General features: G+C 43.7%; 14 protein-coding genes. 11 read left to right on the forward strand and 3 right to left on the reverse strand.

The window, feature by feature from the left end:
• On the reverse strand, positions 1-1,138 hold a 1,138-nt coding region (locus RT269_RS26630), incomplete at its 3' end, for a sensor histidine kinase (protein ID WP_313187231.1).
• Between the two features lie 18 nt (positions 1,139-1,156).
• Positions 1,157-1,753 carry a LytR/AlgR family response regulator transcription factor gene (locus tag RT269_RS26635; RefSeq protein ID WP_313187249.1) on the reverse strand — a complete coding sequence of 199 codons (597 nt, stop codon included), beginning with the start codon at positions 1,751-1,753 and terminating at the stop codon, positions 1,157-1,159.
• A 501-nt stretch (positions 1,754-2,254) separates the two neighbouring features.
• On the opposite strand from RT269_RS26635, the gene RT269_RS26640 reads away from it, so the two are divergent.
• The 11 genes from RT269_RS26640 to RT269_RS26690 all read left to right on the forward strand — a co-directional run bounded on the left by RT269_RS26640 (position 2,255) and on the right by RT269_RS26690 (position 14,797).
• Positions 2,255-2,722, forward strand: coding sequence for an RrF2 family transcriptional regulator (locus RT269_RS26640; RefSeq protein WP_313187233.1), 468 nt, complete (start codon positions 2,255-2,257; stop codon positions 2,720-2,722).
• 49 nt (positions 2,723-2,771) lie between these two features.
• Positions 2,772-3,347: a signal peptidase I gene (gene lepB / locus RT269_RS26645; protein ID WP_313187235.1), complete on the forward strand. Its 576-nt coding sequence runs from the start codon at positions 2,772-2,774 to the stop codon at positions 3,345-3,347.
• A gap of 32 nt (positions 3,348-3,379) precedes the next feature.
• Entirely contained in the window at positions 3,380-6,655 is a 3,276-nt protein-coding gene (locus tag RT269_RS26650; protein WP_313187237.1) for a DUF7601 domain-containing protein, read from the forward strand.
• 1 nt (position 6,656) lies between these two features.
• The gene (gene lepB / locus RT269_RS26655; RefSeq protein ID WP_313187239.1) at positions 6,657-7,232 is read left to right on the forward strand and encodes a signal peptidase I; all 576 of its coding nucleotides are present in this window, start codon (positions 6,657-6,659) and stop codon (positions 7,230-7,232) included.
• 53 nt (positions 7,233-7,285) lie between these two features.
• On the forward strand, positions 7,286-8,587 hold the full coding sequence (locus tag RT269_RS26660; RefSeq protein WP_313187240.1) for a DUF7601 domain-containing protein: 1,302 nt from the start codon (positions 7,286-7,288) through the stop codon (positions 8,585-8,587).
• Between the two features lie 48 nt (positions 8,588-8,635).
• Positions 8,636-9,568: a class B sortase gene (srtB, locus tag RT269_RS26665; RefSeq protein ID WP_313187242.1), complete on the forward strand. Its 933-nt coding sequence runs from the start codon at positions 8,636-8,638 to the stop codon at positions 9,566-9,568.
• 6 nt (positions 9,569-9,574) lie between these two features.
• The gene (locus RT269_RS26670) at positions 9,575-10,801 is read left to right on the forward strand and encodes a Spy0128 family protein (RefSeq protein WP_313187243.1); all 1,227 of its coding nucleotides are present in this window, start codon (positions 9,575-9,577) and stop codon (positions 10,799-10,801) included.
• A gap of 19 nt (positions 10,802-10,820) precedes the next feature.
• Positions 10,821-11,600 (forward strand): class B sortase, encoded by a 780-nt coding sequence (locus tag RT269_RS26675; RefSeq protein ID WP_313187244.1) that lies wholly within the window; start codon positions 10,821-10,823, stop codon positions 11,598-11,600.
• A 27-nt stretch (positions 11,601-11,627) separates the two neighbouring features.
• The gene (locus RT269_RS26680; RefSeq protein ID WP_313187245.1) at positions 11,628-12,095 is read left to right on the forward strand and encodes a hypothetical protein; all 468 of its coding nucleotides are present in this window, start codon (positions 11,628-11,630) and stop codon (positions 12,093-12,095) included.
• A gap of 13 nt (positions 12,096-12,108) precedes the next feature.
• Positions 12,109-12,963, forward strand: coding sequence for a hypothetical protein (locus RT269_RS26685; RefSeq protein WP_313187246.1), 855 nt, complete (start codon positions 12,109-12,111; stop codon positions 12,961-12,963).
• Between the two features lie 163 nt (positions 12,964-13,126).
• A complete protein-coding gene (locus RT269_RS26690) occupies positions 13,127-14,797 on the forward strand; it encodes a S8 family peptidase (protein WP_313187247.1) in 1,671 nt (556 codons plus the stop codon).
• Between the two features lie 200 nt (positions 14,798-14,997).
• Here the strand turns inward: RT269_RS26690 and RT269_RS26695 are convergent.
• Positions 14,998-15,426, reverse strand: a 429-nt coding sequence (locus RT269_RS26695; protein WP_313187248.1) for a MarR family winged helix-turn-helix transcriptional regulator, incomplete at its 5' end; no start/stop codon positions are given.

Below are 15,426 nucleotides of genomic sequence, written 5' to 3' on the forward strand. Positions count from 1 at the left end.
CACACAGCCAATCATTGCTCTCATTTAGATTGCTTGTGATTGTAAGAAAACGCTGGGGTTTAGATGTAACTTTTGTACAGGCTTCAACTGCATTATTTGTAAGATTTGAAAAAATACGGACACTATCAATATCCGATATTTTGAGTCCCTCGGGGATATACACCATTGCTGAGAAGCGTGTTTCCTGCTCTGCACACACGTTTGCAATGTCATGAAAAATGGCGTCAAGTATGATATGGTTTGAATATGTCTTATGGACAAGAACCTGTTGCTGCATGGTATCGTGAATGGTATCGAGCATCTGTTCTGCCTTCTGGTATTCTCCAGCGGATAACAGGGACTTCACAGAAATCATCATATTTTTATAATCGTGCCTAAATGCCCTGTAACTTTCAGTATATTTCTGATAGGTTTTGTAGTGCTGTAGCTGCCTGCGAAGCTGCTCCTGAAGAAAACGGTTATGCAGTTCAAATTCCAAAAGAGTGCTCATTCTTATCCCGCGATTCACTAAAAGACTTTGGGCAGCGAAGCATATCACACATGATACAATATAGGTTATTTTATACCAGGGCAGATCCACACCGTAATATCGCCCTAAATTGACAAATAGAAGATAAGCCAATAGAGTTGTTTGAAAGATTGCTACAAACCGTATTTGCTCTTTGTTGCGGTAGAACTTTTCCATTTTGGACCGGGGCGCGATAATATGCCGAAAAATCCTGTTATAAAAGAGTATAATACACATGGAGAGGAACCATGCGATGGAGTAGTAGAATTTGTCATGCCTCACCCATTGAACGCTTTTTTCCAAACACAAAGCGAAAGCCGGGAGTATAATCCCTCTTCCCCAGTAAAGAACAGCAGCAAAATAACTGCTTTCAAAAAGGAGCTGCACCAGATTCATTTTGTACATGAGCTTTAATTCCAATATGGTGATGCCTAAGAGTATAAGAGCTCCGTAATGGGATGAAAGGCTTAATCCCCAAGCAGCTCCGAAGCTCCAGTTTATGAAAACAGCAATTGCAAAATAAATCCAGTAACCCTGCCTGACAAGAAAGGTATTCCTGTGATAAAAGAGGAAAGACACGCTGTAAAAGGTAAACAGACATTCTGCCAGAAATCGCAATGTAAACGTCATTGGACTTCTCCTTTCTCATTAGAAAATTGTATTGTGCCGTATCATGTAATCTAAAAAGGTGCCTTTCACCTTTTCTTCATAAGTCACACCCACGGGTATCATTTCTCCTGTTTTGAGAATAATCGTGCGGCGCTGAAATTCTGCAATATACTGAAGGTTGACGATATAGGAGCGGTGTGTGCGGACAAAGTTCTTTTCACGCAATTGCTCTTCCAGTTCTTCCATCGTGATCCAATACTCAAACTTTTCATTTTTTCCATAATGTATGGTTACAATCCCTTTCCAGATAACAAAATGCGAGATCTCTTTAATTGGAATGATTTTGCGTAATGCACCTGATTTACAGATAAATTTCTGGGTTACCTTACTACTAGACAAATGGACGGCACGCAAAAATACCTGTTCAAATTTAGTCTCAGATGTTTCAGCTTTTAACAGATAATATACGGGTGAGACATCGAAGGAGTCAAACACGTAATCGTCGCTGGAAGTCAAAAAAATAATTTCTGCATTACATCCCAGTTCCCTTAGTTTTTTTGCCGTATTTACGCCGTTAAGATCGTCCATTAATATATCAAGGTAAATAATGTCCGGTAAATCAGGAGTGTCGGACATATGAAACAGCAAGGATCTGCCGTTGTAAAATGCAGAAAGGGAAATATCAATCTGTTTTTTTTCGCTGTTTCTTTAATTAAATTACTATATCTTTCTACTGTTTCACTGTTGTCATCGCACAAGAATATGGTTATCATTTTATACACCCTTTCCTATTACTTAGGATGAAACACGATGCATCCGTTTATTCACAAATTCACATGATTTTTATACCATGTGCTTAAGCGTGTCAAACTATAAGTATAAGTAAAAACACGAGTATTTGGAATAAATTCCGTCCAATAAAGCAGTATTTCCGCTTAATTAACATTCGGCAGCAAAGCGGTACTCTTGCTTTGCCCTTTCCCAATGCATCCAGCTCATGCAATCGAGCGGAAATTACTGCTCATTAAGCGGAAAATCGTACAAATTGGCCTTTGATATTTTATAATCAGCAAATGAAATATGTTTTAAGTTAATTCATATTTCAGAAGTCAAGTATGCATTAAAGAGGTTGAATACATGAAATTACATATGACAACAGACTATGGCATCCGGGTTATGTGTTGCCTCTATAGTAAGGCTGCATTGATCACTGCAAATGAGCTTTCAGAGCAGCTTTGCATCTCGTACGGATATCTGAATAAGGTACTTGGCAGCCTTAGGCAGGCCGGTATGGTAGAGGTTCTGCATGGACGTTTTGGAGGCTATCAGATTGCTGAGGGCTCCCAGGATGTCACGCTTTATGACATCATACAGGTAATGGAAGGCGATATTCAGATCAACTCTTGTTTGGGTATGGATGGTTTTTGCAACAAGGGTGGAATCGAAACATGCCTTGTCCATGCGGTATTGGAATCAGCACAAAAGGAATTGGTTGATAATCTGCGCCGCATACGCCTGGCTGACATTTCAGAAACGAGCAGGGATTTGCATGAGCTTAAAAATATCCCCACGTCCATCCGGTGTTCTATATGTGCACCTGAATGAAAATTAAGCAGATGTCTGATCCCTTGCGGTTATGAAAAGGAAAGTTTTAATGCTGGAAGATAAAAGAAAGAAACATGAAGGTACAAATGCTGCAAAGCGGACGTATCAGCCAAGGCATGCCGCTGCACCCCGTAAGCCTGAGCTGCTGTTTTGGCCTTCTCTTTTACGAAGCGTGCTGATTGCTGCAACAGCCGCTGTGGTATTCAACATAATGTTTGGGATTGCAGTCGTGTCCGGAACATCCATGGAACCGACTCTTTTGGAAGGTGACGTTATTGTATTTTGGAAACTTTCAAATTCATACAAGAGAGGCCAGATTGTTCTGATCAAAAGAAACGGGAGTACAGACTATGTAAAGCGCATATACGCTGTTCCCGGTGATATGCTGGAGTGTGGAGGCAATTCAGAACTTTTTCTTATGAATGGAGAAGTACCCAATGAACCATACATCTATGAAGGGACTTATGGTAAGACGGAAATCAGTTATCCACTCGTGCTTGGTGCAGATGAGTACTTTGTCATGGGAGATCACCGGGGAGATTCGTTTGACTCACGCAACTATGGTGCTGTGACCGTGAAGCAAATTAATGGAATGGCACTCATCCTATTCCGAGGAGGGCTATGAGAACATGAATAACAGTAATGGAAAGATAAAGTATGAAAAAACAATGTAATTTGTATGGCAGCATCTCTCTGCTGTTTTTAATATTGCTGGTTATCGGAATACTGCCTGTCACAGGGGTGGCTCAAAACGACAGTGCAGCAGTAGTAATCACGTTTTTTGATATGCCTGTGACAGAAGCAATTGTTCCGGCCGGCACGAAAAGAGAGGATATTCCGCTTCCTGAAACCTTGGCGGCAACGCTGGAAGACGGTACGACGGCGGACATCCCGGTAACATGGGATGAAGGTGGATTATATAACGAAGACATGGCTGGAACGTATACGTTTACTGCTGATATTGGCACATATCTCTATGATCAGGCACGCCCTGTCGCGGTCGTAACGGTAACAGAACCTTCTGATGCATTATCAGGCAGCATCGGCGGCAGGCTTTGGCTGGATGAAAATGCGGACGGCGTGATGGATGAAGATGAGTCAGGTGTGGAAGATTATCCTGTAAGCCTCTATATGGCTGATAATCCACATGCTGCGGTACAGACTGCCATAACCGGAACCGATGGTACTTATTACTTTGAAAACATAGAACCAGGAAGCTATATGGTGGGCATCGCCTCAGAAATGATAGGAGAAACAGAATACCTGCTGCCGGTGATTGGAATATCGGGCGACAATAAATTTGAGATCGTTGAAATGGACGAAGAAACGATCATGGCTTACAGTGAAACCATTGTAATTTCTGAGAACACAGATACGGCGGCGGAGCCTGTGAACGCCGGCATTCGCTTACCAGGTAAAAGGATTGGGATTGCATGGATATGGAATGTGAGTAATTATAGTCAGCTGAAAACATACATAAACCAGGCAGGGGAGCATGATATCATCGCAATTTCAGGAGACATTGGGTTTCCAGCAAACGAAAGTATTACCATTAATAAGAGCCTTACCCTTCGTTCCAGTTCCGGTAATCAGATTAGCTTTACCCAATCGAATGCCAGGCGGCACTTCATTATAGATTCAAGCTCTAACGGCAAAACGATTGAACTTACCTTTGAAAATATCGTGATTGACGGAAAAAAAACCGGTGGGGGATTCGAGATTAAGGCTGGAAAGACTCTTGAGCTGAACCTCACCAACTCCGTAATACAGTATTGTAACGCACAGGACGGCGGCGGTTTCCTGCTTAATACGGGATCCTCGCTCACTCTTCATGGCGGCAAAATATCCGGAAATATAGGGAAAAGGTATGGGGGCGGAATTTACGTTAATTCAGGAAATCTTACGGTTCAGGATACTGAAATAACCTCAAATACCGCACCACAAAATGGCGGTGGAATTTACGTTAATTCAGGAAATCTTACCGTTCGGGGTACTAAAATATCCGGAAATACTGCGTCGCAAAATGGAGCCGGTATTTACGTTGATTCAGGTAATCTTACGGTTCAAAGTGCTGAAATATCCGACAATGTTGCGCTAAAAGATGGAGCCGGTATTGGTGCTAACAACAGCATCGTCTTCATCCAGGATAGCAAAATCCGTAATAATGTAGCTTTATACACTCCCAATCAAGATAATCTTAAGGGCGGCGGGCTATATGGAAGACAATCTGAAATCAGCGTAGAGAACAGTGAAATCTCTGGAAATACGGCTGACCATGGCGGTGGCTTTCAGATTAATGGAGGCACGCTGACGATTAATGATTCAAAAATCACCAATAATAAGGTGCGTGGGCTCGGTGGAGCTATTTACCTGAATAGTATCAGTGATGCTACAACGCTGATCATCACTGGCGGTGAAATATCCGGCAATGAATCGGAAATGCTCGGTGGCGGTATTTCCGAAGAGAGCAATGTGACATGCAAAAGCAGCATTACAATCAAGGACTGCATGATCTCCAGAAATAGTTCGTCGTCTTATGGCGGTGCAATGGCGACTAGCAGAGGAATTATTACAGTTATAAATTCTAAGATCTCCGGCAATACAGCCGGATATGGCGGAGGTATATTTACTACCAATGGCTCAAATTTTACAATCAGCGGCGGTGAGATCTCCGGTAATGCGGCACTTGCTTCCGCCGGGTACTTTGGAGGCGGCCAGGGCGGTGGTATTCACGGAAGATTCAGCAGCATTGTTACAATCAAGGACGGCGGTAAACTCATCAACAATGTTGCAGAATCAGCTGGCGCCAATTCAGGCCAGGGGGGAGGAGTTTTTTTATATCAGAGCCAGGTTGTCATTGAAGATGGTGAAATTTCCGGCAATATGGCAAAGCAAAGCGGAGGCGGCATTTACAGCGAAGACAACGGAACCATTAAAGTTGAGGCCGGCAGCATCGACGGTAATATAGCCCTCAATGGTGGAGGCATTTATATTGTGCCTCTTGCAAACCTTACCGTTACCTCGGACTCGGTGGTATTCAGCGATAACAAAGCCGGCAAGGCAAATGATAAAAGTGAAGTTGATATGATCTTGCATGCGCAAAAGATTCAAACGACACATTTCACTGCGCCTTTTGACTTTGCTTACAATAATTTTGACGTTGGATACAAGAAGACCGCGGCCGGTGTTTTTTACACGGTGAACTTTGATTCCCGGGGCGGAAGCACGGTTTATCCGAAAATAGCCGTACCCGGCAGCACCATTACGGCCCCATCGCCCGACCCCACCCGTGACAACTATTCTTTCGCCGGATGGTACAGGAATACGGCCGGCACAAATCCATGGAATTTTGCCACAGATACGGTAACAGGTGACATGACGCTGTATGCAAAGTGGGTGACAGGCAGCAGCGTTACTGTTTCCAAGGCGGTAACCGGTGATTATGCCGACAAAGCAAAGGAATTTACCTTTGCCGTCTGCTTTATGAATGAAAGCGGAAGTAAGCTTTCGGGGGGGACACAGTTTACATATATAGGCAGTATTATATCAGGATCAGGAGTGTCAGCTCCGGCAGGCGGCACGTTGATGCTGGACAGTAACGGCGAAGCGACGTTCACACTGAAACACGGACAGCAAATTACCATTGCCGGTGTCCCGGTGAACGGCAAGGTGCAAATCATTGAGACCGCCGCTGCAGGTTATACCACAACTTTTCGGGACGGCAATGAAACAAACACGGGAGCAGATACAGGGGTACGCACTTTGGCTGGTACAGCTAAAACCTTTGCTTTTACAAATAGCAGAGCGGCCGTCGTTCCGACCGGTATATTGACGGGAAGCAGTATTCCTCTGGTTTTTCTGGTGTTACCTGTTCTGCTGTGGATTGGTTTGAGTGCAGGTAAAATCTTTCGCAGACGCAGAAGGAGCTTGTAACATGAGAGAAGTATATAAACATGCAAAAAACAAAAAAATTCTAAGGAGCCGGGAGCCGCCTGGAGAACCGGCAGCGTTATCCGAGCCTTCGCTGGTAATGGAAATCTTGTTTCTGCTGATCAAGATTGCGGCGGTGCTGTTTGTCTTGCTGCTGGGTTTCACCTTTATGTTAGGTCTTTACCGCAATGGAGATGCCTCTATGACTCCAGCAGTTAAAGACGGCGACTTAGTGATTTTCTACCGGCTGGACAAAAATTATGTGGCCTACGATACCCTTGTACTGGAATTTGAGGGAAAAAAACAGGTGCGCAGGGTGGTTGCTACGGCGGGTGATATCGTGGATATCACGGAGGAAGGGCTGTTCATCAACGGTGCACTGCAGCAGGAAACAAGGATATACATCCCGACTCAGCGATACGAAGGCGGTGTGGAGTTTCCGCTTACTGTCAGGGAAGGGAAGGTGTTTGTCCTTGGCGACAGCCGGGAAAATGCCACAGACAGCCGCATATATGGGGCTGTGGATATCAAGGACACACTGGGGAAAGTGATAACAATCCTCAGACGAAGAGATATATAAAACCTATGTGTTTATATATAAAAATATCTAAATATAGAATAAGGAGTGCAAAGATGATCCAAAAACAAAAAAAGCGGTTTCCGCGTATGCTCTTAACGACGGCACTTGCCGCGGTAATGTGCCTGGAAGTTACCGCATCTGCATTTGCAGACAACGGTCCACTCACTGGAAGTGAAACAACACCCGCCAAAGCATCTATTACAAAAATGCTGAACATGCCTGAAGGAACAACGACACCTGAAGCAAGTTTTACTTTTTCTTTCACAAAGAAAAGTTATATGGGCGAAACAGCGGATACCGCTTTGAACCAGATGCCGGCTATTTCACCTGTAACTGTTACTTTCTTAGACACCGATACAGGCAGCACGGACAGCCAGACCGGAATCAAAAGCGTACCGAAAGAAGTGGAGGTGATTCCTACCTTTACAAGTACGGGTATATATACATATGACATTACAGAGAATGCGGATACCTATACCATTGATGATCCTGAAAAGGAAACCATGGCCTATTCTCATGCAAAGTATGAAATCAGTTATTATGTGAAAGAAAAGAGCGGCCACTCAGGTTTCTTTGTAGAAACCATTGTTACAAAGGTTCTGATTAATGACGATGGTACTGCAGGTTCCGGCGAAAAGATTAATCCGAATCCCGGAGGCCCCACTGGCAGCGGCAGTTACAGCGGGCTTGTCTTTAACAATGCCTATACAAAGAATAACGGCGGCGTGGACCCAACAATTCCCGCTAATCAGGTTCTTGCCATCAGTAAGGTTGTAGCAGGTGATTTTGCTGACGAGACAAAATACTTCAGCTATGATGTTTCAATAACCAAGCCTGCTGTGCTGACTGCTGAGGTGGTTTACAAGGCATATATAGTTGATTCTACCGGTGTGGTAACAGGGGATGCCAACGTAACTTCTGGTGACACAGGCAGCATTAAAACCGATAGTAACGGCAAAAAGTATATCGAAATAACAACAGGTACAACGAAGGTGATCAACCTCAAACATAACCAGATACTGGTCTTCAATGATTTAGAGGTTGGAGCAAAATATGTTGCGGATTTACAAGGGACCGTGGGTTATACCCCGAAAGCCCGGATTACTGCCAACGGCTCCGTTATAACTCCGGATTTAACTGCTGCTGAGGGACAAAATCTTAGTACCGGATCATGGCTTATTGGTGAGAATAAGAACAGTGCTGATTTTACTAACACTTTTCAAACCATAACTCCTACGGGCATTGTAATCAATAACCTCCCTTTTATCATGATTCTGATCATAGCGGCAGGTGCGTTTGCTGCTTTCGTTGCTGCTAAATCACATAAAAAACATGTTTACAGTTCCAGACATTAAAGGTTAATCAGTAAGTTTGATATAAAATAATACCGGGAAGGGGTCCATATGAACATAGCAGCAAAAAAGATTGGCAGAATCGCAGTAAAGATCGCAAGCAATGTGGTTGATTTCATGATACTGACGATCATTCTGCTGATGATAGCGGTTTCTGCCTATGCCATGTGGGACTCTGACCAGGTATATCAGGCAGCAGATGCCTCCAGGTTCGCGGTTTATAAGCCCAGTGCAGAAGAAGACAGCATATCCTTTGCAGAGCTTCAGGCTATGAACCCGGAGGTGTTTGGCTGGCTGACTGTCTATGGTACCAATATAGACTATCCCATAGCGCAGGGGCCCGACAATGCGAAATATGTAAATACCAGCGTCTTTGGGACTTACTCCCTTTCAGGAGCAATCTTTTTGGATTACTTAAACAACAAGGACTTCCATGACTTCAACAGCATATTGTATGGACATCACATGGAAAAACAGGCGATGTTCGGAGATCTTGGCTCCTTTAGTGATAAGAATTTTTTTGACAGCCGCATTTATGGAAATCTGTATTTCAGCGGCAAAGATCATGGATTGGAATTTTTTGCTTTTATTAAGACGGACGCATATGACGGAGGCGTATTTACGCCCTGCATCCAGGGCAAAGAGGCCCAGCAGGCATATCTGCAAAATCTCATGGATAAGGCCCTGTACACCCGGAATATTGGAGTCACTGCAGAAGACCATATCCTGCTTTTGACCACATGTTCTTCTGATTCGACCAATGGAAGGGACATTCTTGCAGCAAGAATTACCAACGAGTGTTACAGCGATACCTTTAATACGGAAAATATAAGGGAAGCAAACGGGCAGGTGCTGGTAGACAGGCAAGCCGGTATCTGGAAGAGCGCCCCGATGTGGCTGCGGATCACACTATTAATAGTGATGTTCATCCTGTTTGTAATTACCATTTTTTATATAATAAAAAGAAAGCGCGTAAAGGAGTAATGGGAGATGCCTTTTTTACAAAAAGTACAGGATAAAAGGATAACAACTGTGATTTGTCTGTTCTTTCTATTCATTTTGGCTATGATACTTCCCAGGGCCGCTTATGCAGCGATCACTTCGGTGCCGGTCACATTGCGTATAGACCAGGTCTTTACAAAGAATAGTTCTGCTTTGGGCGTAAATAGTGTGTTTTCTTATACATTAACCTCAATGGATGCAGGAAATCCAATGCCGGCGGGAAGTATCAGCGGTGTTTATTCCTTCACAGTCGACGGAACCGGCAGCAAAAATATTGATCCGATTTCCTTTAACAATACCGGTATCTATCGTTATGAAATCAAAGGAAATACATTTTCCTCTGCAGCCGGATATAGTTACGACGATGAGGTTTATTCTTTAACTGTCTATGTGAGACAGCCGGCTGATCATCTTGTAACGGAAGTCACCGTCCAAAAAAGTGATGGCAGGAAGGTGAGCCGTATTGAGTTTAAAAACACCTATACACCTCTTGAAAGCAAGCCTGAGGCCATGGTCGATCCGCCGGTGAAAAAAACCGTATCCGGAAATCCACCCAGAACCAGCACATTCACCTTTTTACTGACCGCAAAGAATAAGGCAAATCCCATGCCGGAAGGCAGTGTCAATGGTGTGAAAACGATGACCATTACAGGCTCGGGTAAGAAGGATTTTGGCACATGGAAATATACCAGGGAAGGAACGTATTATTATACCATCTCTGAAGCGGACACCGGCCAGTCGAGATACACCTATGACACCACTGTTTACACCATCACGGATATTGTAAAGGATGTTGACGGCCGACTTGAGGTCCTGCGGACAGTGACAAACGGATCGAATAAGCAAGTGGAATCCTGTATTTTTATAAACAAGTACAGTGGTGGAAGTAACGGAGGCAGCGGAAACAGCGGAAGTGGCAAAGGCAGCGTCAATGGCCCTGGTATCGGCCTGCCCCAAACCGGAATACCCCAAACCGGAATACCCCAAACCGGAATACCCCAAACCGGAGTACCCGGAACTGGTGCACCCCAAACTGACGCGTCCCAAACCAGTGGGCCCAAAGCCGGAGTACCCAAAACCGGCGATCATATCAGATATGAGTTCTATACAATAATGTTTTGGGGCAGTGCTGTCGCAGCGGCCTGTTGTATCATATACCTGACTTGTGGCGGCAGAAGAAAAAAAGAAGAAACGGCAAGATCCCTTGACAGATGAAAGAGGATGATGGTGGCACATGAAAAAACGGCAAAAACCAATTAAAACAGCAGTAAGGTTCCTTCTGATGGCTTCAGTCTGTATTATGGTGTTTTCCGGTTATAAGCTGAGGGAAAGTTTACAGATTTATGCGGAAGGAGATCAAAACTATGAACAACTGCAAAAGCAGATCCGGCATCCGGATAGTACCGTTGCTTTTGATTCAGGGACAGTACCGTTGGTGAATATTCCCCCAGCCTCCATAGATTTTAAAGTGCTTCAAAAGGTTAATACGGACGCAGCTGCGTGGCTTTACTGTCCGGATACCCCAATCGATTATCCTGTTATGCGTGCTGACGATTACAACTGGTATCTCCATCATCTGCCGGACGGTACCTATCATGTCAATGGAACATTATTTCTGGACTACAACTGTCCCATGGATTTTAGCGGCAGGCTGAGCATCATTTACGGGCACCATATGAAATCGGGCAAGATGTTTGGCTCACTGGTCAGATATAAGGAACAGAAATATTTTGAACAGCACCCCTTCCTGTACCTTTATACAGAACAGGGAAACTATCGGATCGACTTAAAATATGGTTGTGTCATCGATGCGGCCCAATGGCGTGAACAGGCATTTATATTTGAAACAAATCTGGAAGCGTTATTGTCATACGCATCATCAAAAACAACCTTTGAAAGCAGTACGGAATATACGGATCGTGATAAGTTTATTGTTCTTTCCACGTGCAGCTATGAGTTTGACGATGCCCGGTATATCGTAATCGGCGTTTTAAGACCGGAATATGGAGCATAAAAAGGGAGCGAAAGGAAGTAAGGAAAGATGGTTTTAACGAAAGAAGCGATCGATGCAGTTAAGCTGACAAGAAAATTTGGAAAATGCTATGATGCCCGGGAAGTGGATATTCTGCTTGATGAGATTGCAGCGGCAGCCGATGAGCAGTGCAGGGAAGTTGAGCAGCTGCGCAGTGTTCAGGAAGAGTGCATCCAAATAAAGAATCAGATTTCAGAAACGCTTCTGTCCGCGCAAAAGGTTGCAGCAGATTTGATCGAACAAACGAAAAAGGAATGTGCTCATGAACAGGCAGTACTGCAGCATCAGAAAACCCTGTTGCAAGAAGAAATAACCTCACTTGAACAGTATAAGATTCTTACGCTCAACCGGATTCGTAATGAAATTGGAAAACTGCTTGGCGATCCGGAATATATGGAGATGCCTCCGCAATATGAAGTGAAAAATAATGAAACAGACTGTCCCGGCAATTTGCCCGAGGGGATAGAGTGTAAATAAGGAGGAAGGTTAAATGAAAAAATGGAGTACAATTGTCTTGTGTGCGGTTTTGTTTACCGGCTTGGTCACACGAGCCATCCTTCCGGTATCTGCACAAGAAGAAATCCAGATTGATGAGCCGCAGAATGCAGAGTCGGAACCGCAGAATGCAGAGTCGGAACCGCAGGATGCAGAGTCAGAGCTGCAGGATGCAGAGTCTGAGTCCCAGGAGAACACGGAGCCAATTCCGGGAGATGGGGAGTATCCTGAAGAAAGTGATCATGAGGAAGAAGATCAGGAAGCGGTTATGGACCAACCGGAACAGAGTGAATCCATGGAAACTACCGAAGAATCGGAGGGAACCCCTTCCCAGGCTATACCAGATGGATCTGACTCTGAAGGAGACAATCTGCCGAAGGCAGGGGCTGGCGGAAGCGGTGGGAGCCTGATTCAGGAAGAGCTTCCAGTCCGGCAGGAAAACGAGGGCAATCCGGATGTTGCGGAAGCAATGCGGGCTGCACATAGCAGCCTGGATGAGCACATCGATTATATCGCTGATCTGTTGGGCATGTCAGAAGACTATACTCTCATAGAAGGAGATGATAATTTTTGCGAAGCACTTGCCATCTATGCCATAAGACATGGACAGACCGGGAATTATCCCTATGAGATCCAAATAACGGGCACGGATGACTTTGCCGAGCTTCAATCCATATACTGGAGCCTGAATACTGTAAATGGAGCAAAAACAGGAGTAAATGCTGTGATCCGTTTAGTGCAGCCTTCGGGTATGGATGTATACAATCTGTCAGGTTCCCAACGGAATGTATATAGAATACTTAATTCTGAAGAAAACAAAGAAAAAGTCAGTGCACTGCTTCAAGACTGATATAGCCTGTTAACACCCGAAAGATGAGAATCCTCCGGGTGTTTTTTACTTTTCCAATCCATAATTATTGGGTATTTCTTTAAACCTGGTTATTGCTATTGGAATTTTCTTTTTTAGGGAATCATATAATAGTTAAAATAGAAACCTTTGAATATGGAGGTTTATGATTAAAATATTAGATGAAAATTATTTTGATCTCTTAATAAACAATGAATATGCAAATATCCTGGGGCAAACATATGATATGACTTATATAAACTACAGATACTCTGTCCTTCATGTGCCTGTCAGCGAATTTCGTATGTGCCTCCTGGGAAACCAGCCTTATACCATATTTCCTCATATCTACACTCTTAACTCTACCTATAGTCTGGAAAAATCCAGTGTAAAACCATTTCAGTATAATCCTAATTTTTCTTTGTTTGCTCAGGGTGTTCTGATTGGATTTGTTGACACTGGAATTGACTATCAGCATCCGGCGTTTCTTAACAATGATGGTTCCACACGGATTCAGTCCATATGGGATCAGACTATATCAGACGGTACACCACCGGAAAATTTCACATTTGGAAGCGAATACAAAAAAGATTCCATTAACAGCGCATTGCTTGATTATGATCCATTTTCCATTGTTCCGACCCGTGATGAAAATGGACATGGCACTATGCTTGCCGGTATTGCTGCCGGATCCTCTGATTTAGGAGAAGATTTCAGTGGAGTAGCTTCGAAAGCTGAACTGGTGATCGTTAAACTAAAGCAGGCCAAATCATACAACCGCCAGATTTTTTGCGTGGGAAATGATATCGAATGCTATCTCGAAACCGATATCATGCTTGGTATTAAATATCTTCATTCCGTGGCATTAAAGCTGGACCGTCCTCTGGTTATGTGCATTGGAATGGGGACCAGCCAGGGAGACCACAGTGGACAGGGGATTCTTTCTACCTATTTAAATAATCTGGCCTCCTTTCATGGCATATCTATAAGTATTGCTGCCGGAAATGAGGGCGGTAACCGCAGACATTATTATGGAGTGTTTGATACTCTGGATTATAGTAAAAATTTTGAACTGCGTGTTGATCCATCAGATCCGGATTTCTTTTTTGAATTGTGGAATCATTCACCATACCGGTTAGCTATCTCCATTACAACGCCTATGGGTGAGAGTACTCACATCATCCAACCTAAATTTTTTGAATGCCGAGAGTTTAAATTTATTTATGGATCCACCATTTTATACATCAATAATATTATTCTGGAGGAAAAGAGCGGCATACAGCTTATATTAGTCCGTTTTAAACAGGCCGTAAATGGCTTATGGCAAATCAAAGTCACAAACCTGGATAAGCGCGCTTCATCCTTTAACGTATGGCTGCCTTCCGGTCCAATTATAACAACTAATACATACTTTCTCGAGTCAACACCGGATATTACCATTACAGGCCCGGGAAACACCAGTAATCCGGTTACTGTAGCTGCGTATAATCAATTTGATGACAGCATCCTCATTGAATCAAGCAGAGGCTTTTCTGCATCTGGGGGTTTCCTTCCCGATCTTGCCGCTCCCGGATATAAGCTTACATGCCCATTACCCTCCAAAGGTTATGGAAGCGCTACCGGCACCGGAGCCGCCGCCGCACACGTTGCCGGAATACTGGCCATGATCATGGAATGGGCGATTCTCCGTGGCAATTATACTACGATTACGGGAAAAAACATTAATAATCTGTTGATTATGGGGGCCTACCGAAGCAATTATCTTACATATCCAAATCCAATATGGGGCTATGGTCAAGTAAATGTGTTAGGAATCTTTAGTCAACTGAGCCCTTAAATAAACAGTTATTATCGAGTCATATTTTCCAATTATATGCAATGTGAATCTATGCAGGCCGTCGCTGGTTTGATCAAGGGATCCGTAGGGAAACATATGAGTGGACATGAATTCCCCAAAATATATTTTCCTAAAGTGATTCCCCCTCTGCCATAAAAGCAAGTTGACATAGGCTCACGGAAATAAGCAATAATATGAGGTTACTCCTCCCAGGCGCCATTTACATAGTCATGCAGAAATTGCACCAGAAACTCCAAATCGTGAATGCTGTAGCGTTTAAAATATCCGATTATTTTCTGCTCCATTCGCTGATGCATTTTTCCATGGAGTACATACAATTCCATGCCGGCAGGTGTCAATTGAAACACGCTTTCTTTTTTATTGTCCGGTATATTGTTTTTCGTGATGAGATGATAAGAAAGCAGTTTACTGATATTTTTTGATACTGTACCTTTAGGGATATCAGTTTTTTGAGAGATGGCGGTGCTGTTAATTGGCTCATTGCGCCCAGTCGGTTTTATTTCCGTATTTAACGGAATCCGCCGGATATTGCAGGACTTCTCTACGATGCAAACGGTTCTTATTTCAGCACACTGATCGCTATGCTTGGTGCGGTTATAGTTGGAATT

Source organism: Lacrimispora sp., assembly GCF_032078915.1.
Taxonomy (GTDB): Bacteria; Bacillota; Clostridia; order Lachnospirales; family Lachnospiraceae; genus Lacrimispora.

What these genes read in the sequence shown, in the direction of transcription:
- RT269_RS26635 (WP_313187249.1), bottom strand. Translation starts at nt 1,753, where the DNA reads ATGTCCGACACTCCTGATTTACCGGACATTATTTACCTTGATATATTA.
- RT269_RS26650 (WP_313187237.1), top strand. Translation starts at nt 3,380, where the DNA reads ATGAAAAAACAATGTAATTTGTATGGCAGCATCTCTCTGCTGTTTTTA.
- RT269_RS26670 (WP_313187243.1), top strand. Translation starts at nt 9,575, where the DNA reads ATGCCTTTTTTACAAAAAGTACAGGATAAAAGGATAACAACTGTGATT.
- RT269_RS26660 (WP_313187240.1), top strand. Translation starts at nt 7,286, where the DNA reads ATGATCCAAAAACAAAAAAAGCGGTTTCCGCGTATGCTCTTAACGACG.
- RT269_RS26675 (WP_313187244.1), top strand. Translation starts at nt 10,821, where the DNA reads ATGAAAAAACGGCAAAAACCAATTAAAACAGCAGTAAGGTTCCTTCTG.
- lepB (WP_313187235.1), top strand. Translation starts at nt 2,772, where the DNA reads ATGCTGGAAGATAAAAGAAAGAAACATGAAGGTACAAATGCTGCAAAG.
- RT269_RS26685 (WP_313187246.1), top strand. Translation starts at nt 12,109, where the DNA reads ATGAAAAAATGGAGTACAATTGTCTTGTGTGCGGTTTTGTTTACCGGC.
- srtB (WP_313187242.1), top strand. Translation starts at nt 8,636, where the DNA reads ATGAACATAGCAGCAAAAAAGATTGGCAGAATCGCAGTAAAGATCGCA.
- RT269_RS26640 (WP_313187233.1), top strand. Translation starts at nt 2,255, where the DNA reads ATGAAATTACATATGACAACAGACTATGGCATCCGGGTTATGTGTTGC.
- lepB (WP_313187239.1), top strand. Translation starts at nt 6,657, where the DNA reads ATGAGAGAAGTATATAAACATGCAAAAAACAAAAAAATTCTAAGGAGC.
- RT269_RS26690 (WP_313187247.1), top strand. Translation starts at nt 13,127, where the DNA reads ATGATTAAAATATTAGATGAAAATTATTTTGATCTCTTAATAAACAAT.
- RT269_RS26680 (WP_313187245.1), top strand. Translation starts at nt 11,628, where the DNA reads ATGGTTTTAACGAAAGAAGCGATCGATGCAGTTAAGCTGACAAGAAAA.